The sequence below is a fragment of the Streptomyces sp. NPDC001100 genome (assembly GCF_053598575.1).
Genome location: NZ_JBSFKO010000004.1, coordinates 172,167 through 187,819 on the forward strand (window position 1 = coordinate 172,167; position 15,653 = coordinate 187,819).

The 15,653-nt window shown below is 69.3% G+C and carries 19 protein-coding genes; 11 read left to right on the forward strand and 8 right to left on the reverse strand.

Features of this window, described 5'->3' with window-relative positions; genetic code table 11:
* The first annotated feature begins 180 nt into the window (after window positions 1-180).
* From ACWDEW_RS07160 to ACWDEW_RS07170, 3 genes are read left to right on the forward strand one after another with little or no spacing between them, the layout of a single operon-like run.
* Entirely contained in the window at window positions 181-1,125 is a 945-nt protein-coding gene (locus tag ACWDEW_RS07160; protein ID WP_450510421.1) for an ABC transporter ATP-binding protein, read from the forward strand.
* Window positions 1,122-2,669, forward strand: a complete 1,548-nt coding sequence (locus ACWDEW_RS07165; protein WP_450510422.1) for a hypothetical protein — start codon at window positions 1,122-1,124, stop codon at window positions 2,667-2,669. The genes ACWDEW_RS07160 and ACWDEW_RS07165 overlap by 4 nt, the downstream gene beginning before the upstream one ends.
* Window positions 2,666-3,412, forward strand: a complete 747-nt coding sequence (locus ACWDEW_RS07170) for an ABC transporter permease subunit (RefSeq protein ID WP_450510424.1) — start codon at window positions 2,666-2,668, stop codon at window positions 3,410-3,412. The genes ACWDEW_RS07165 and ACWDEW_RS07170 overlap by 4 nt, the downstream gene beginning before the upstream one ends.
* Here ACWDEW_RS07170 and ACWDEW_RS07175 read toward each other — a convergent pair.
* Together ACWDEW_RS07175 and ACWDEW_RS07180 are read right to left on the reverse strand one after the other, a co-directional pair.
* Complete coding sequence (locus ACWDEW_RS07175; protein WP_450510426.1) at window positions 3,393-3,668, reverse strand: DUF397 domain-containing protein; 276 nt, start codon at window positions 3,666-3,668, stop codon at window positions 3,393-3,395. The genes ACWDEW_RS07170 and ACWDEW_RS07175 overlap by 20 nt on opposite strands.
* Window positions 3,668-4,486, reverse strand: a complete 819-nt coding sequence (locus ACWDEW_RS07180; RefSeq protein ID WP_450510428.1) for a helix-turn-helix domain-containing protein — start codon at window positions 4,484-4,486, stop codon at window positions 3,668-3,670. Before ACWDEW_RS07180 ends, ACWDEW_RS07175 begins: the two co-directional genes overlap by 1 nt.
* 112 nt (window positions 4,487-4,598) lie before the next feature.
* On the opposite strand from ACWDEW_RS07180, the gene ACWDEW_RS07185 reads away from it, so the two are divergent.
* Entirely contained in the window at window positions 4,599-5,012 is a 414-nt protein-coding gene (locus tag ACWDEW_RS07185) for an ATP-binding protein (RefSeq protein ID WP_450510430.1), read from the forward strand.
* Here ACWDEW_RS07185 and ACWDEW_RS07190 read toward each other — a convergent pair.
* The gene (locus ACWDEW_RS07190; RefSeq protein WP_450510745.1) at window positions 5,005-5,451 is read right to left on the reverse strand and encodes an anthrone oxygenase family protein; all 447 of its coding nucleotides are present in this window, start codon (window positions 5,449-5,451) and stop codon (window positions 5,005-5,007) included. The genes ACWDEW_RS07185 and ACWDEW_RS07190 overlap by 8 nt on opposite strands.
* Before the next feature lie 91 nt (window positions 5,452-5,542).
* Between ACWDEW_RS07190 and ACWDEW_RS07195 the strand changes: the two genes are divergently transcribed.
* Both ACWDEW_RS07195 and ACWDEW_RS07200 read left to right on the forward strand, forming a co-directional pair.
* Window positions 5,543-6,121 carry a TetR/AcrR family transcriptional regulator gene (locus ACWDEW_RS07195; RefSeq protein WP_450510432.1) on the forward strand — a complete coding sequence of 193 codons (579 nt, stop codon included), beginning with the start codon at window positions 5,543-5,545 and terminating at the stop codon, window positions 6,119-6,121.
* A gap of 127 nt (window positions 6,122-6,248) precedes the next feature.
* Window positions 6,249-7,427, forward strand: coding sequence for a hypothetical protein (locus ACWDEW_RS07200; RefSeq protein ID WP_450510434.1), 1,179 nt, complete (start codon window positions 6,249-6,251; stop codon window positions 7,425-7,427).
* Window positions 7,428-7,451: 24 nt separating this feature from the next.
* Here ACWDEW_RS07200 and ACWDEW_RS07205 read toward each other — a convergent pair whose 3' ends face one another.
* Window positions 7,452-8,633, reverse strand: a complete 1,182-nt coding sequence (locus tag ACWDEW_RS07205; protein WP_450510436.1) for an MFS transporter — start codon at window positions 8,631-8,633, stop codon at window positions 7,452-7,454.
* Between the two features lie 54 nt (window positions 8,634-8,687).
* On the opposite strand from ACWDEW_RS07205, the gene ACWDEW_RS07210 reads away from it, so the two are divergent.
* Both ACWDEW_RS07210 and ACWDEW_RS07215 read left to right on the forward strand, forming a co-directional pair.
* Window positions 8,688-9,434, forward strand: a complete 747-nt coding sequence (locus ACWDEW_RS07210) for an AraC family transcriptional regulator (protein ID WP_450510438.1) — start codon at window positions 8,688-8,690, stop codon at window positions 9,432-9,434.
* Entirely contained in the window at window positions 9,427-10,497 is a 1,071-nt protein-coding gene (locus ACWDEW_RS07215; protein ID WP_450510440.1) for a DNA glycosylase AlkZ-like family protein, read from the forward strand. Before ACWDEW_RS07210 ends, ACWDEW_RS07215 begins: the two co-directional genes overlap by 8 nt.
* Here ACWDEW_RS07215 and ACWDEW_RS07220 read toward each other — a convergent pair.
* Window positions 10,484-11,092, reverse strand: coding sequence for a YceI family protein (locus tag ACWDEW_RS07220; RefSeq protein ID WP_450510441.1), 609 nt, complete (start codon window positions 11,090-11,092; stop codon window positions 10,484-10,486). The two genes, ACWDEW_RS07215 and ACWDEW_RS07220, sit on opposite strands and share 14 nt — an antisense overlap.
* Before the next feature lie 401 nt (window positions 11,093-11,493).
* Here ACWDEW_RS07220 and ACWDEW_RS07225 point away from each other — a divergent pair, with 401 nt between their 5' ends.
* The 3 genes from ACWDEW_RS07225 (at window position 11,494) to ACWDEW_RS07235 (ending at window position 13,950) form a co-directional block, all read left to right on the forward strand.
* Window positions 11,494-13,077, forward strand: a complete 1,584-nt coding sequence (locus ACWDEW_RS07225) for an acyl-CoA carboxylase subunit beta (protein WP_043259487.1) — start codon at window positions 11,494-11,496, stop codon at window positions 13,075-13,077.
* Window positions 13,078-13,134: 57 nt separating this feature from the next.
* Complete coding sequence (locus tag ACWDEW_RS07230; RefSeq protein ID WP_019068709.1) at window positions 13,135-13,323, forward strand: acyl-CoA carboxylase subunit epsilon; 189 nt, start codon at window positions 13,135-13,137, stop codon at window positions 13,321-13,323.
* A 99-nt stretch (window positions 13,324-13,422) separates the two neighbouring features.
* Entirely contained in the window at window positions 13,423-13,950 is a 528-nt protein-coding gene (locus ACWDEW_RS07235; protein WP_450510442.1) for a hypothetical protein, read from the forward strand.
* Window positions 13,951-14,007: 57 nt separating this feature from the next.
* On the opposite strand, the gene ACWDEW_RS07240 is transcribed toward ACWDEW_RS07235, so the two are convergent.
* From ACWDEW_RS07240 to ACWDEW_RS07250, 3 genes are all read right to left on the reverse strand, one after another.
* Window positions 14,008-14,589: a GTP-binding protein gene (locus tag ACWDEW_RS07240; protein ID WP_009314218.1), complete on the reverse strand. Its 582-nt coding sequence runs from the start codon at window positions 14,587-14,589 to the stop codon at window positions 14,008-14,010.
* Window positions 14,570-15,142 (reverse strand): DUF742 domain-containing protein, encoded by a 573-nt coding sequence (locus tag ACWDEW_RS07245; RefSeq protein ID WP_026178547.1) that lies wholly within the window; start codon window positions 15,140-15,142, stop codon window positions 14,570-14,572. The genes ACWDEW_RS07240 and ACWDEW_RS07245 overlap by 20 nt, the downstream gene beginning before the upstream one ends.
* A gap of 94 nt (window positions 15,143-15,236) precedes the next feature.
* Complete coding sequence (locus ACWDEW_RS07250) at window positions 15,237-15,650, reverse strand: roadblock/LC7 domain-containing protein (RefSeq protein ID WP_005479603.1); 414 nt, start codon at window positions 15,648-15,650, stop codon at window positions 15,237-15,239.
* Window positions 15,651-15,653: the final 3 nt, after the last annotated feature.

Here is a 15,653-nt window from a genome sequence, read left to right on the forward strand (position 1 = left end):
CCGCCGCGACGGCGCTCACCTCGACGGCGTTCTCCGGCGGTGCCGAACTCTCCGTACCCGACGACCCCTCCACGCCCACCCGGACATTGTGACGACCCCCGTTCCGCCCGGCGTCCCCCTCGGGAGGGACCTCCGCGGCGTGACGACACGGTCTGGGGGGCGCGCCTAGCCTCCCTCACCATGAGCGACGCAACCATCGAAGTCCGCGACTTACGGAAGCGGTTCGGCCGGACCCTCGCGGTCGACGGCCTCTCCTTCACGGTCGAGCCCGGCACGGTGACCGGATTCGTCGGTCCCAACGGCGCGGGCAAGTCCACCACCATGCGCTCCCTGCTCGGCCTGGACACCCCCGACGAGGGCCGGGCCCTGATCGGCGGACACCCCTACCACGCCCTGCGCACCCCGCTGTTGGAGGTCGGCGCCCTCCTGGACGCCGCCGCCCTGCACCCCGCCCGCCGGGGCCGCGACCACCTGCGCTGGCTGGCCAACTCGCACGGGCTGCCGATGCGCCGCGTGGACGAGGTCCTCGAACAGGTCGGCATGGAGCAGGCGGCCCGGAGACGGGCGGGGGGCTACTCCCTCGGGATGCGCCAACGGCTCGGCATAGCCGTCGCGTTGCTCGGCGACCCGCCGGTTCTGCTGCTAGACGAACCCGTCAACGGCCTGGATCCCGAGGGCATCCAGTGGATCCGCACCCTGCTCCGCCACCTTGCCGCCGAAGGCCGGGCGATCCTTGTCTCCAGCCACCTGATGAGTGAACTCGAAGACACCGCAGACCACTTGGTGGTCATCGGCCGGGGACGTCTCATCGCCGACACGGCAGTCGCCGACCTCCTCGCTGCGGCCTCCGGCGACCGGGTACGGCTGCGCACGAGCAGTCGTACGGAAGCGATGGAACTGCTCGCCCGGGAGGGCGGCACGGTGGCCGTCACCGATCGCGACACGCTCACCGTCACCGGCCTGTCCGCCGAGCGGATCGTGGAACTGCTCTCCGCCTCCCGGGTCCCGTTCGCCGAAGTGGGCGCGCATCGGGCGTCGTTGGAGGAGGCGTACATGGAACTGACCAGGGAGGCGGTCGAGTTCACGTCGACGGCCACGGACGGGGACGAGGTGACGTCCCGATGACGACGACACCGACGACACCCACGAGGACGGTTCCCCCGTACCGCTCGGCCCTGCACCCGGCCCGCGCCGGCTTCGGCCGTCTGCTGCGCGCCGAGTGGACGAAGTTCTGGACGGTCAGGGCCTGGCCGCTGGTGCTGGCGATCGCCGCGGTGGTCACGGTCGTGGTCTGCCAGTTGGGCGCGAGCGGTTCCAGCGTCAGCGGCGGGCCGCCGGTCGTCCTCGGCCCGGGCGGCGAGGTCGTCAACGACTCCTTCCGCTTCACCCACCGCGCACTGACCGGCGACGGCACGGTCACGGCGCGCGTCACCGGCCTGAAGGACGCCTCCGGCAAGGGACTCGGACCCTGGGCGAAGGCCGGGATCATCGTCAAGTCGAGCCTGAAGCCGGGCTCGCCGTACGCGGCGGTGATGGCGACCCCCGGCCACGGCGTCCGTATGCAGTGGAACTTCACGCACGACAAGGCGGGCCCGACCAGCGACCTGACCGAGGCCCCGCAGTGGCTCCGCCTGCAAAGGCTGGGCGGGAAACTGACCGGCTACGCGTCGGTGGACGGTCAGAAATGGACCCGGCTCGGGGAGGTGCGGCTCGACGGGTTGCCCTCGACGGTCCAGGTGGGGCTGTTCCTGGCAGCCCCGGTCAACGAGATCGTCCACCGCTCCTTCGGCGGCACGAGCGAGGTGGCCGGCAGCGGCCAGGCCACCGGCACCTTCGACCACCTGACCCTCCAGGGCAGTTCGACGGACAGCGCCTGGTCGGCCACGGACGTCGGCGCCCCCGACCCCGACGCCCCGCCCGGGAACAGCCGGCCGGGCGCTTCGACGGTGTCCCCGACCGGCACCTACACCCTCACCGGCCAGGGAGACATCGCCCCCGACGAGAACAACCCCGACATGGTCCAGATGAGCTTCCAGGGAGTCTTCGTGGGCCTCCTCTTCATGGTCGCCCTGGGCACGCTCTTCGTGACGACCGAATACAAACGGGGTCTGATCCGTACGACGTTCACGGCGACGCCGTCCCGGACGAAGGTGCTCGCGGCGAAGGCGACGGTGATCGGGCTGATCACCTTCTCGACGGGCCTGCTGTCCACGGCCATTGGCTTCACCGTGGCCCAGAAGACCCTGCGCTCGAACGGCTTCAAGCCGCCCCAGTTCCCCGACCTCTCCCTGCTGGAGAACCCGGCGTCGAGGGCGGTCGTGGGCAGCGCGGTGCTGCTCTCCCTGGTGGCGGTCCTGGCCCTGTCCCTGGGAGTGGTCCTGCGCAGCAGCGCCGGCACGATCGCCACGGTGGTGGTCCTCGTGATCCTCCCGCAGATCCTGTCCTTCGCCCTCCCGCTCCCCGTCGCGCAGTGGCTGCTGCGGGCGACACCGGCGGCGGCCTTCGCCATCCAGCAGGGCCTCACCCACTACCCCCAGGTCCAGCACAACTGCCTCCCGGAGAGCGGCTGTTATCCCCTCACCCCCTACCACGGCCTGGCGGTACTCGCGGCCTACGCGGCGGCGGCGCTCCTGCTGGCGGTCTGGACGCTACGGAGGCGGGACGCGTGAGGTCACTGCACGCCGAATGGACCAAACTCCGCACACTGCCCAGCACTTGGTGGCTCCTGGCGGCAACGGTCGCCCTGACGGCGGCGGTCGGGGCGGCGGCGGTCTCGTCGCTCACCACCCGGGTGTGCCCGACACCGGCCGCCTGCCACGAGGACACGGTCAAACTGGCCCTCACCGGAATCCAGTTGAGTCAGGCGGTCTGCCTGGTCCTCGGCGCGCTGTCGATAGGCGCGGAGTACGCCACGGGCACGATCCGCACGACGCTCACGGCGATGCCGGGGAGATGGCGGGTCCTGGCATCGAAGGCGGCGGCTCTGTCACTGCTGACGGCATCGGCGGGAGCCCTCGCGGTCCTGGCCTCCCTGGGCCTGGCCCACCTGATCCTGCCGCCCCCGACGAACACCGCGACGCTCCGGGCGGCGGCCGGCTCGATCCTCGTCCTCGTCCTGGTGACGCTCCTGGGCCTGTCCCTGGCGACCCTGCTCCGCGACACGGGAGGCGCGATCACACTGGGCCTGGGCGTCCTCTACGTCGTCCCGCTCCTGTCCCACCTCGTCAGCTCCCCGACCTGGCAACACCGTTTCCAGCGCTGGGCCCCGATGCCGGCGGGCCTGTCCATCCAGGCGACAACGAACCTGGACAGGTTGGCGATCGCTCCGTGGCCGGGCCTGGGGGTTCTGGCGGCCTACGCGGTGGGCCTGTTGGGGGTCGGGGGAGTGTGGTTCAGGCTCCGGGACGCGTGACTTCGCCGAGGAACGTGGTCCAAGTCCTGGGGGAGACGGTGAGGATGGGACCGGCGGCGACCTTGGAGTCCCGGACGTGGACGGCGGAGGGGTGGGCGGCGACTTCGATGCAGTCCCCGCCCTCGCTGCTGCTGTAGCTGGACTTCCGCCAGGCGTAGGCGACTTCGATGCAGTTGCCGCCTTCGCTGCCGCTGTAACTGGACTTGAACCACGCCAGCTCGTCCGGTCGGTGCTGCTGCCGTGCTGCGGTGTTCATCAGTCTCCTAGCAGTCCGTTCAAGAGGCGCACACTCTCGGCAGGAGTGAGAGCCTGAGACCGCAGCATTCCATACTTGTGGTGATAGTCGCTGACCTCGTCGGGATCATCCACGAGGAAGCTTGCCCGCTGCACCTCCAGCCAGACCAGGCGATCGTGCTCAGGCGTTTCCAGCAGCACCATGGGACCGTCGAGACAGGCGTGCGGAGTCCGATCCATCGGCATGATCTGCAAGCTCATGTTCACCGGCTCGGTGAAGTCCAGCAGCTGCTGAATCTGCGTCCGCATGACCTCCGCACTGCCGACCTGCCTCCGCAGGACGCTCTCCTCGATGATGAAGTGCCCGACCGGCGGCCGTTTGCGCTGCCAGATCAACTGCTGCTGCATCCGGTTGTCGACCCACTGCTCGGCTGTCTCGTCCCCGAGTGCTGGATAGCGGTACTCGAAGACGGCGCGGCAGTAGTCCCTGGTCTGGAGAAGCCCTGGAATGACCAGGCTCTCGTACGACAGGATGCTGAGCGCCTCCTGCTCATTGTCGACGAGCCCTTGCGCGAACGCGGGCATCCGCTCCCGCACCGGCAACTTGTCCACCAGCGCGAACAACGCCCCACCCGTACCGAGCAGTTCATCGAACTCCACCGCCCGGTAGTCCTGCAACGCCAGCCGCCCCTGCTCGATCGACCGGATCGTATCGACGTGCAGATTCGCGAGCTCGGCGAACCGCTCCTGCGTGAGCCCCGCCTTCCGCCGGAAATGGGCGACCAGCCCACCCACCGCTTCCCAAGTGCCGACCTTCTTGGGCCTCTTCGCCGATTGCATGCGTGTCCCTTTCCCCCGCGCACACCCGAAGACGTCGTAGTGAGGTCGTAGCAATGAGAACTACGACCTCACTCACTGACCCACGATAGTGACTCCCTGTGACAGTGGTCCCGTGAATGAACAACTCCAACAAGGCCACACCCGCGAGGCGTTCTACCGCCGGGACCGCAGATCGGTCGCCCTGGCCCGCGACTTCACCCGGGAGACGATCACGTCCTGGTCGGTCACGGACCGGATGGACGACGCGCTGCTCTGCGTAAGCGAGTTGGCGACCAACGCGATCCTCCACGGTGTACCGCCGGGCCGGGGCTTCGCCCTCCACCTCTCCCTGCACCCCGACGGAGTCCTCCGTATCGAGGTTCACGACAGCGGCACCACCGAACTCCGCAAGGTCCGCACCCCGTACCGACAACTGGACGCGGAGGAGGGGCGAGGTCTGATGCTGGTCGCCGCGCTGTCGGACAAGTGGGGGGTCGGGGAACGGTCGCCCGGCACGGTGGTGTGGTGCGAGTTCGCGCTCAGGTGAGGGCCGCTGCAAGAAGAGCGAACGCGGCGATGATGACGGCGACGCGGACGTAGTGGTAGCGGTCCCAGCGGTTCATCTGCTCCTTCCAGTCGTCGGGCCGGTTCTCGGGGGTCCATGTCTTGCCCCGGTTGTTGATCGGGACGAGCAGCAGGATCGACATGATCACGCTCACGATCAGCAGTCCGGCGGCGGTGACGACGAGGCCGGCGCCGTCGTGGTGCCATCCGGCGACGGCCCAGACCGCGCTCAGGACGAGCGAGCCGATGTACCAGACCGGCATCACCGCGCCGAGCATCCGGCCCCCGTGGGCGCGGCCGAGCTGGCCGCTGTCCTCGGGAAGGGCGTTGAAGATCCGGTTCATGACGAAGGCGACGGAGAACTCCACCCCGACCATCACGCCGACGACCACGGTGGTGAAGACCTCAAGTGCGGTGAGCATCATGACTCTCCCTGATTTCTAGCATTGCTAGACGATGAGGCAACGCTAGACCTACTGCCGCTCGAATGTCTAGCGGTGCTAGGGTCGAACCATGTCGGTACAGGAACGCAAGGAGCGCGAACGGGCGAGCCGTGAGCGCCTCATCTTGGCGACGGCCCGCGAACTCGCCGAGCAGCAGGGCTGGGACGCGGTCACCACCCGCAGGCTGGCCGAGCGCATCGAGTACAGCCAGCCCGTCCTCTACAGCCACTTCCGCGGCAAGCGGGAGATCATCGGCGCCGTAGCCCTCCAGGGCGCCACGGAGATGGCCGCGGAGCTGCGGGCCGCGGCCTCCGCCGCGAAGGGCCCGCACGCCCGGGCCGCCGCCATCGCCCGCGCCTACCTCGACTTCGCCGAACGCAACCCGGCGGTCTACGACGCCATGTTCCAGCTCGACGGCGGCCTGGCCTTCGCGCAGGAGGACACCCCCGAGCCGCTGAAGGGCGCCTTCGCCGCCCTGCTGGAAAACCTCGACGCGGTCGCCGGAGAGGGAGTCCAACCGGGCCTGTTCACCGAGGTGTTCTGGGCGTCCCTGCACGGCCTGGCCACCCTGACCCGAGCGGGCCGCCTGCCCCCGGCCGACGCCGAACGAAGGACCCGGCTACTGGTGGACCGGCTCGCCGTGGTCTGACGTCGCAAGTCCGTAGCCCGCGCTTTTACCAGACCGGAAGGCGTGCGGGCGCGGAAGAACGAAACGACGCCCGGCACGCCGGTCGCGTGCCCATGCTGCTCCCAGCGTCGAGAACGGGGGAGAGAGCGTGCAGGCGTTTCTGGCGGGGGTCGTCCTTCTGGTGGGGCTGAGTGTGACACTGATCAGTGGCGTGCAGATGCCGCGGCTGAGGTCCAAGCGGCTGTTCCCCGAGTTCCTGGGCGGGGCGCCGTTCGCGGTGGGGTTCGGCTCGTGGGTGATGTGGGTGCTGATGTTCACGGCGCTCCGGGTCGGCTTCACCGGCACCAGGAACACCTGGATCAGCGTGGGTCTGCTCGCGCTGTGCGTCCTGGTGGCCCGTCCGATGGTCCGGATGGTGGCGCCCGCGCGGCTCAAGGGGAGCCGCCTGCTGGTCGCGGCGCGCGCGGTGGGCCTCTGCTCTGTGGTGACGGGCGTCATGGCGTTCCTGGACACCGGGATCGGCAATCAGGCCATGGCCGGGCTGACCATGGTCTACGCGACGACCGCCGCCGTACTGGGTCTGCTGCGCACGGTGGACCACGGCTACTTCCCGCTGGTCATGTTGTGGTCGGCGCTGCAGAAGGCGCTCCTGGCCGTCGCGACCGGGTACTGGATCGACCACACCGGCGGCACTCTCGCCCCCGACTCGGACCACGCCACCGCCGGAGCGCTGCTGCTCGCCGTTCTGTGGTGGTCGACGGTGGCGGTGTCCGCCGGGTGCGCGGTGGCCGCGGCCGTCCGCCTGGTGCCCTGGCTGAGGACCGGACCGCCGGCCGACCCCGCACCTCCCGGAGTGAAGTCCTGGCCCCCGGCCGTGGGCGATGTCTGGACGGCCGAACTCACCCACGACGACAACAACTACAAGGAGCGTCCGGTCCTCGTGCTGGAGCACACCCCGGGCTTCGTCCGCGTGCTCGGCGTCACCAGCGTCGACAAGTCCGACCGGAAGCGCGGATATCTGAAGCTCCGCCGGTCCGAGTGGGAGGGCGTGCTGAAGAAGGACGGCTGGCTGAACCTGGAGATCGCGCACATCCCGTACTGCGATTTCCTCTGGCGGCACGGGGAGTGCCCGGACCGGGTGTGGAACCTGCTGTGCACGAAGGCCGATGTGCGGGAGCGGCCGGCGAAGGCGGGACCGGCTCCCGGTTTCACGTTCCACCACCGGCTGCGGTCGGCGATGAACGGGCACGTCGGCCGTGACGCGCGCAAGGTCCGCGCCGACGCCGGCAGCCGGATGCGCCAGCCGTGGGCGCGGGAACGGGTCTGACCCGACGACACGGCGGCGGTGGGCTCAGGCAGTCGCGCCGGTCGTCTCCGGCGTCGGCAACACCCGCCGCGGGGGCGTCGGTTCGGGCAGCCCCCGGAACAGCAGCCAGCTCAACACCGGCAGCACGATCAGCGGGGTCAGCGCCGTCCGCAGGGACGTCGCGTCGGCGATGGTCCCGATCAGCGGAGTGACCATGCCCCCGATGCTGACGGTCAGGCCGAGCGTGATCCCGCTGGCAGTGCCGACGCGGGTGGGCAAGTAGTCCTGGCCGAGGGTGACATGCAGGGAGAAGGGGACGTACAGGGCGAGGGACGCCAGCGCCACGAAGATGTAGAACGCGGGGCCGGGGACGAACACCGTGCCCGCGATCGCCGGGATCGTCAGCAGGTACGACCAGCGGGCCACCGTCACCCGGTCCCAGCGGCCCGCGAGACCGCCGCCCACCACGGAGCCCAGGGCGCCGCCGGCGTAGAGGACGAACAGCGCCACGGTCCCGGCCGCCGTACCGCCTCCCATGCGCTGCTGCGCGTAGAGCGAGATGAAGGTGCTCAGGCCGATGAACTCCATGGAGCGGAGGACCACGGACATCGAGAGCCGCACGAATGACGCCTTGTCGTCGATGCCGACCGGGACCGTGCCGTGGGCGGCACCACTTTCCCGCTTCCCCAGCGCGCGCAGCACCGGTGGGCACAGCACGCTGCCCGCGAGGGCGGGGAGCACGAGCAGCGGTGACAGGCGCAGGCCGCCGGTGCCGACGACACCGCCGACCATGAGCGGCGCGGCGGCGAAACCGAGGTTCCCGCCCACCGAGAACCAGCCCATCGCGCTGTGGCTGCCCTCGCTGACGAGCCGGGCGACCCGGGCGGACTCGGGGTGGTAGGCGGCGACCCCGACACCGGACACCGCCACGAACACCAGGGTGAGTCCGTAGGAGCCGCTCAGGCCGCTCAGGGCGATGCCGAGTCCGCCGAGCACCGTGCTCAGCGGCAGGATCCACGGCATCGCCCGGCGGTCGGTGAGCAGACCGAACACCGGCTGCGCCACCGAGGAGAGCAGGGACGCGGCGAGCACGATGCCCGACACCGCGGCATAGCTGTAGGCGCGCTCGGCGACGAAGAACGGGATGAGCGCGGCGACCGAGCCCTGGTAGATGTCCACACAGGCATGGCCGACAGCGAGCAGCGTGATCGCTTTGTTCCTTGACATATCGCCATGTTCATCGCCCGGCGGTCTGTCGCGCTTCCGATAAACTGCCAGACAATGACAGAAGTCCGCCATGAGCCGGTGGCGCCGACCCGCACCCAGTGGCTGGCCCCCGGCGCCGCCATCGGCGCCCACCGCCACGACGACCACCAGATCGTCTACGCGGGGCGGGGCGTGGTGGCCGTGACGACCGGCGCGGGGTCGTGGATCGCGCCGGGCACCCGCGCCATCTGGGTACCGGCCGGCACCGTGCACGCCCACCAGGCCCACGGCGAACTCGAACTCCGGCTGCTCGGCCTGCCCGCGAGCGACAACCCGCTGGGGCTCGACCAGCCGACCGTCCTCGAAGTCGGGCCGCTGCTACGGGAGTTGATCCTCGCGTACACCCACTCTCCGGACGACGACAGTCCCGAACGCGCGCGCCTGCGGGCCGTGCTGCTGGACCAGCTGAAGGCCTCACCCCAGCAGCCCCTCCACCTGCCCACCCCAACTGCCCCTCTCCTGACGGCAGTCTGCGAGACCCTCGGCGCCAACCCGGCCGACGACCGCACCCTGGCAGCCCTCGGCAGAGAGGTCGGCGCGAGCGACCGTACGCTCTCCCGGCTCTTCAAGTCCGACCTCGGCATGACCTTCCCGCAGTGGCGCACCCAACTCCGCCTGCACCGTTCCCTGGTGCTGCTGGCCGAGGACACCCCGGTCACCGCCGTCGCCCACCAGTGCGGCTGGTCGTCCGCCAGCGCCTTCATCGACGTCTTCCGCCGTACCTTCGGACACACCCCGGGAGCACATCAGCGCCATGCATGAACTGACCCGTACCGAAGCCCGCCGTATCGCCGTCCAGGCGCAACTCCTCGACGCCCAGCGTCCCACCGAACTCCATGCCGTCGTACGCCGGTTGACCCTGCTGCAGATCGACCCCACGGCCGCGATAGCGCCCAACGCCGACCTGGTCGCCTGGAGCCGCCTCGGCTCGTCGTACGCCCGGGAGGACCTCACCGCCGCGCTCGCGAACCGCACACTCCTCGAACTCCGCGCGATGATCCGCCCGAGCGAGGACCTGGCGCTGTACCGCGCCGACATGGCCGTATGGGAGAAGGAGTCGAAGCACTACCGGGAGTGGGTCGCGGCCAACGACGCGTGCAGGCGCGACATTCTCGACCGGTTGGGGAGCGAAGGGCCGCTCACCTCAAGGGAGTTGCCCGACACCTGCGCGGTGCCGTGGCAGTCGTCCGGCTGGACGCACAACCGCAACGTCAGCCAGCTCCTGGAGCTGATGACGCTGCGCGGGGAAGTCGCGATCGCTGGGCGGGCGGGACGCGAACGGCTCTGGGACCTGGCGTCCCGCGTCTACCCGGACGAACCAGCCGTCCCCGTCGCGGAAGCCCGCCGTCTCCGGAACGAACGGCGGCTCCGCGCACTCGGTATCGCCCGCGCCACCGGCACCGCGCTCCCGGTCGAACCCGCCGTCGTCGGCGAGGCCGGCGAACCGGCCGTCGTGGAAGGGGTGAAGGGGGAGTGGCGGGTCGATCCGGCGTATCTCGACCGGCCGTTCAGCGGGCGGACCGCACTGCTCTCACCCTTCGACCGACTGATCCACGACCGGAAGCGCACCACCGAACTCTTCGGCTACGACTACCAGTTGGAGATGTACAAGCCGGCCGCGAAGCGCCGCTGGGGCTACTTCGCGCTGCCGATTCTCTACGGCGATCAGCTCGTCGGGAAGCTCGACGCGACGGCTGACCGCAAGGCGGGCGTGCTCCTGGTGAACGCCGTCCATCAGGACGTGGAGTTCAGCAGGAGCATCGCCGATGCCGTGGAGGCCGAGATCGATGATCTGGCCGCGTGGCTCAACCTCAGGCGCTCTTGATCGCCGAGATGTCGAAGTTCAGCTTGATCTTGTCGGAGACGAGGACGCCACCGGTCTCCAGCGCCGCGTTCCAGGTGAGGCCCCACTCGGAGCGCAGGATCTCGGCCTTGCCCTCGAAGCCGACGCGCTCGTTGCCGAACGGGTCCTTCGCGGCGCCGTTGAACTCCAGGTCGATGGTGAGCGGCTTGGTGGTGCCGAGGATCTCCAGGTCACCGGTGATGCGGTAGTCGTCGCCGCCGAGGGCCTCCGCGGAGGTGGAGCGGAAGGTCATCGTGGGGAACTCCTCCGTCTTGAAGAAGTCCGCGCTCTTGAGGTGACCGTCACGGTCCGGGGAGCCCGTGTCGATGCTCTCCATCTTCACGTCCAGGGAAGCGGTCGACTTGGCGGGGTCCGAACCGTCCAGGTGCAGCGTGCCGCTGAAGTCGAGGAACTTGCCCTTGACGTTGGTGACCATGGCGTGGCGGGCGACGAAACCGAGCGTCGTGTGCGACGGGTCGATGGTGTACTCGCCGGTCAGCGCGGCCAGGTCGGGGTTGACTGCGGCGGGCGCCGAGGTGGTGTCGGTGTCGTCGCTCTTGCGGCCGAAGATGCCCATGACGTGCTCCTAAGGGGGACGGGAGTGGTGCGGGGTTGAATCTGTTGAATGTTCAACGATGCCAACACGAAGGACCGTAGACCTATTCCATTCAATTTTCAACATCATCCGCAGGGTGTTGCGCCAACTACTACGAGTACGCTCTCGCGGAGTGCTCGGCAACGCGGGAATCGACCCCGGGTTCCCTCCGGGAATCACTCCGGCGATGGCACCCTCCCGAGGTGAATGTGAGGTGGCTCTCAGCTATCGCCTTTGTGTAACCCCTACAACGGCCACGCCCCCTGAGCAGTCGGAACGGCTGCATGCCGGTGAGGTTCTGTTCGGTGGTACCAGGAAAACGGTCCCGAGACTGTGCAGAGTCGACGGCGCACAATCCTTGGTGTGCTTCGTAGGGTCGGTACATGACCGTTTTGGATGAGGCGCCGGGTGAGCCGACGGACGCGCGCGGGCGAGTGGCCGAACTGCACGAGATCCGTGCGTTGGCACTGGCCGGCCCGAGCGAGAAGGCGACCGAGGCGCAGCACGCCAAGGGGAAGCTGACCGGCCGGGAGCGCATCGACCTGCTCCTGGACCCCGGGTCCTTCCGCGAGGTCGAGCAGCTGCGCCGCCACCGCGCCGTCGGCTTCGGCCTGGAGGCCAAGAAGCCGTACACCGACGGTGTCATCACCGGCTGGGGCACCGTCGAGGGCCGCACGGTCTTCGTCTACGCCCACGACTTCCGGATCTTCGGCGGCGCGCTGGGCGAGGCCCACGCCACGAAGATCCACAAGATCATGGACATGGCCATCGCGGCCGGCGCTCCGCTGGTGTCGTTGAACGACGGCGCCGGCGCCCGCATCCAGGAGGGTGTCTCGGCCCTCGCCGGCTACGGCGGCATCTTCCAGCGCAACACCAAGGCGAGCGGGGTCATCCCGCAGATCAGCGTGATGCTCGGCCCGTGCGCGGGCGGCGCGGCGTACTCGCCCGCCCTGACGGACTTCGTCTTCATGGTCCGCGAGACGTCCCAGATGTTCATCACGGGTCCGGACGTGGTGAAGGCGGTCACCGGCGAGGAGATCACCCAGAACGGCCTGGGCGGCGCCGACGTGCACGCCGAGACGAGCGGCGTCTGCCACTTCGCCTACGACGACGAGGAGACCTGCCTCGCCGAGGTGCGCTACCTCCTGTCGATGCTCCCGCAGAACAACCGCGAGAACCCGCCCCGCGCCGAGTCCTCCGACGCCGCCGACCGCCGCTCGGACATCCTGCTCGACCTGGTCCCGGCCGACGGCAACCGGCCGTACGACATGGCCAAGGTCATCGAGGAGATCGTCGACGACGGCGACTACCTGGAGATCCACGAGCGCTGGGCCCGCAACATCATCTGCGCGCTGGCCCGCCTCGACGGCCAGGTCGTCGGCATCGTCGCCAACCAGCCGCAGACCCTGGCCGGTGTCCTGGACATCGAGGCGAGCGAAAAAGCTGCGCGCTTTGTCCAGATGTGTGACGCTTTTAACATTCCGATCGTTACGTTTCTGGACGTCCCGGGATTCCTTCCCGGCGTCGACCAGGAACACGGCGGAATCATCAGGCACGGAGCGAAGCTGCTCTACGCGTACTGCAACGCCACCGTGCCGAGGATTTCGCTCATCCTGCGCAAGGCGTACGGAGGTGCCTACATCGTCATGGACAGCCAGTCCATCGGCGCCGACCTCACGTACGCCTGGCCCACCAACGAGATCGCCGTGATGGGCGCCGAAGGTGCCGCCAACGTCATCTTCCGCCGCCAGATCGCCGACGCCGAGGACCCCGAGGCCATGCGGACGCGGATGGTCAAGGAGTACAAGTCCGAGCTGATGCACCCGTACTACGCGGCCGAGCGCGGACTCGTCGACGACGTCATCGACCCGGCCGAGACCCGCGAGGTACTCATCCAGTCGCTCGCGATGCTGCACACCAAGCACGCGGACCTGCCCTCGCGCAAGCACGGCAACCCCCCGCAGTAACCCGGCGGACCCTCCGCGCTACCCCCGCGGAAACCTCTCTCACGGAGACTGAGACCTATGACCACGCCTGACATTCGTGTCGAGAAGGGCCACGCCGAGCCCGAGGAAGTCGCCGCCATCACGGCGATCCTGCTGGCTCGTGCGGCGGCTGCCCCCACGACTGAGACCCACCGTCCCCTTCGCAAGGCCGGCTGGCGCCGGTTGGAGCGCGAGGGTGGATTCCGGGCGCCGCACAGCTGGCACTGAGCCCCCGAAGCACGCACAGGGCCCCGACCTCCTTCACCGGGCGGCCGGGGCCTCTGCATGCCTACAGTGGGCCCTCGGACGGCGACGGAGGGGGAACTCATGGGCGTGCCGGGCGAGTTGGCGGACGAGGTGGAACTGGTCGACGCGCTGCTGAAGCCGTTGGCGCAGGGTCCGGTGGACATCACCGACTCCGACTGGCTGGTCCGTCTGCGCGACGGGCCGAACCCCCTGGACGAGGCCGGTGTCCGCGAGGAGGCCGAGGCGGCACTGCGCCGGCTGCTCGCGCTCTACGAACGGGGCGACGAACCGACCCGGAGTGCCGTGCGGGCGCTGCTGGACCGGTGCGGCTCGTTCTGCTGGGCCGCGGAGGTGCCACCGGGGCGGACGCCCGAGGCCTTCCGGCAGCAGCTGCTGTACCTGTCCGCCCGGGACCAGAGCATCGACACCCGGGACGAGATGGTCACCCTGAACGGCATGTGCGAAGAGGCCCGTGCCGCGGGGGTCGACATCCGGCCCCTCCTGCTGGAGGCGGCCGAACTCTCCAGTGCCGAGGACAGGTACGGGATGGGTTCTGTCCGGGAGATCCTGCGGCGGGCGGCCGCCCGTGACCCCGCCGGGCTCTGGTGAACGCAAACGGGCCCCCGCGCCTCCCTCCGGAGACACAGGGGCCGCAGCACGTCGGTCCTACCGCAGCCGCGCCATCAGCGCATGCTCCACCAGCGTGATCAACGCCGACTTCGCGTCCGCGCGGTGCCGGGCGTCCGTCGTGATGATCGGGGTGTCCGGGCCGATCTGGAGCGCTTCCCGGACCTCGTCCGGGTTGTACGGCTGCTGGCCGTCGAAGCCGTTGAGGGCGATGACGAAGGGGAGGCCCGAGTTCTCGAAGTAGTCGACCGCGGGGAAGCAGTCGGCGAGACGGCGGGTGTCGACCAGGACGATCGCGCCGATCGCGCCTCGTACCAGGTCGTCCCACATGAACCAGAAGCGGTCCTGACCGGGGGTGCCGAACAGGTACAGGATCAGGTCCTGGTCCAGGGTGATGCGTCCGAAGTCCATGGCGACCGTGGTGGTCGTCTTGTCTCCGGTGTGGGTGAGGTCGTCGATGCCCGCGGAAGCGGACGTCATGACGGCCTCGGTACGCAGCGGGTTGATCTCCGAGACGGCCCCGACGAACGTGGTCTTGCCCACGCCGAAGCCACCCGCCACCACGATCTTCGCCGAGGTGGTGGAGCGGGAAGGACCGCCGCTAGAGCTTGCGAAGTCCACTGAGCACCCTTTCGAGCAGTGTCACGTCTGGCTGGCCGCCGGCGTTCTCGTCGCCGCCGGGCTGATGAATGGCGACCAGGCCCGCCTCCGCCAAGTCGGCGACGAGGATCCTGGCCACACCGAGAGGGATCGTCAGGAGGGCCGAGATCTCGGCCACCGACTTGATCTCCCGGCAGAGGTTGCAGATCCGCTGATGCTCGGGCAACTGGCCCTGCATCTGGTGCGGCTGCGCGGTGGTGTGCACCAGCGCCTCGATGGCGAGCTGGTAGCGGGGGCGGGTCCGGCCGCCGGTCATGGCGTACGGACGCACCAGGGGATTGCTCGACGAACCCGCGGGCGCGGCCTCGGGGGAGCGTCGGTGCGGCTGCACGGGCTGGATGCGCGGCGCCGGCGGCTGGTCGTACGGTGACGGACCGGGGCCCTGCGGGTACTGAGGGTGACGCGGGGAGGGCGAGGAGGGGAAGTTGTACCGGTTCTGGGAACCGTCGCCCTGCCCCTGCCCGGGGCCGTACGACCAGTTGCCCGAAGACGAACCGCCTGGGGGTGTTGCCACTTTCTCCTCCTCCGACTGTGCCGGGCACCCATCAATGTGGAGCCGCGTCCCGAAACCTTATGGCCTCGGGACGCCAAAACGCACCGTCCGTTTGTTAGTTGAGAAGGCTCCCCTGGAGCTCTGCTCGAAGGTCAGGGGTCAGGACCGTACCGGCACGGTCCACCAGGAGGGCCATCTCGTACCCAATGAGGCCGATGTCCGCCTCGGGGTGTGCGAGAACTGCGAGGGAGGAACCGTCTGACACGGACATGATGAAGAGGAATCCCCGCTCCATCTCCACAACCGTCTGGTTCACGCTGCCGCCCTCGAAGATGCGCGAGGCGCCGGCGGTCAGTGAGGTCAGACCCGACGCGACGGCCGCCAGCTGATCGGCACGGTCACGCGGGAAACCTTCGGACATCGCCAGAAGGAGTCCGTCGGCGGAGACCACCACCGTGTGCGACACACCGGGGGTGTTGTCCACGAAGTTGGTGATCAACCAGTTCAGGTTCTGCGCCGCCTGGCTCATCGG

Bases quoted from the DNA above. Each gene is read 5' to 3' on its own strand.
- ACWDEW_RS07160 (WP_450510421.1), top strand. From the start codon at position 181: ATGAGCGACGCAACCATCGAAGTCCGCGACTTACGGAAGCGGTTCGGC.
- ACWDEW_RS07165 (WP_450510422.1), top strand. From the start codon at position 1,122: ATGACGACGACACCGACGACACCCACGAGGACGGTTCCCCCGTACCGC.
- ACWDEW_RS07175 (WP_450510426.1), bottom strand. From the start codon at position 3,668: ATGAACACCGCAGCACGGCAGCAGCACCGACCGGACGAGCTGGCGTGG.
- ACWDEW_RS07180 (WP_450510428.1), bottom strand. From the start codon at position 4,486: ATGCAATCGGCGAAGAGGCCCAAGAAGGTCGGCACTTGGGAAGCGGTG.
- ACWDEW_RS07190 (WP_450510745.1), bottom strand. From the start codon at position 5,451: ATGCTCACCGCACTTGAGGTCTTCACCACCGTGGTCGTCGGCGTGATG.
- ACWDEW_RS07195 (WP_450510432.1), top strand. From the start codon at position 5,543: ATGTCGGTACAGGAACGCAAGGAGCGCGAACGGGCGAGCCGTGAGCGC.
- ACWDEW_RS07205 (WP_450510436.1), bottom strand. From the start codon at position 8,633: ATGTCAAGGAACAAAGCGATCACGCTGCTCGCTGTCGGCCATGCCTGT.
- ACWDEW_RS07210 (WP_450510438.1), top strand. From the start codon at position 8,688: ATGACAGAAGTCCGCCATGAGCCGGTGGCGCCGACCCGCACCCAGTGG.
- ACWDEW_RS07215 (WP_450510440.1), top strand. From the start codon at position 9,427: ATGCATGAACTGACCCGTACCGAAGCCCGCCGTATCGCCGTCCAGGCG.
- ACWDEW_RS07220 (WP_450510441.1), bottom strand. From the start codon at position 11,092: ATGGGCATCTTCGGCCGCAAGAGCGACGACACCGACACCACCTCGGCG.
- ACWDEW_RS07225 (WP_043259487.1), top strand. From the start codon at position 11,494: ATGACCGTTTTGGATGAGGCGCCGGGTGAGCCGACGGACGCGCGCGGG.
- ACWDEW_RS07230 (WP_019068709.1), top strand. From the start codon at position 13,135: ATGACCACGCCTGACATTCGTGTCGAGAAGGGCCACGCCGAGCCCGAG.
- ACWDEW_RS07235 (WP_450510442.1), top strand. From the start codon at position 13,423: ATGGGCGTGCCGGGCGAGTTGGCGGACGAGGTGGAACTGGTCGACGCG.
- ACWDEW_RS07250 (WP_005479603.1), bottom strand. From the start codon at position 15,650: ATGAGCCAGGCGGCGCAGAACCTGAACTGGTTGATCACCAACTTCGTG.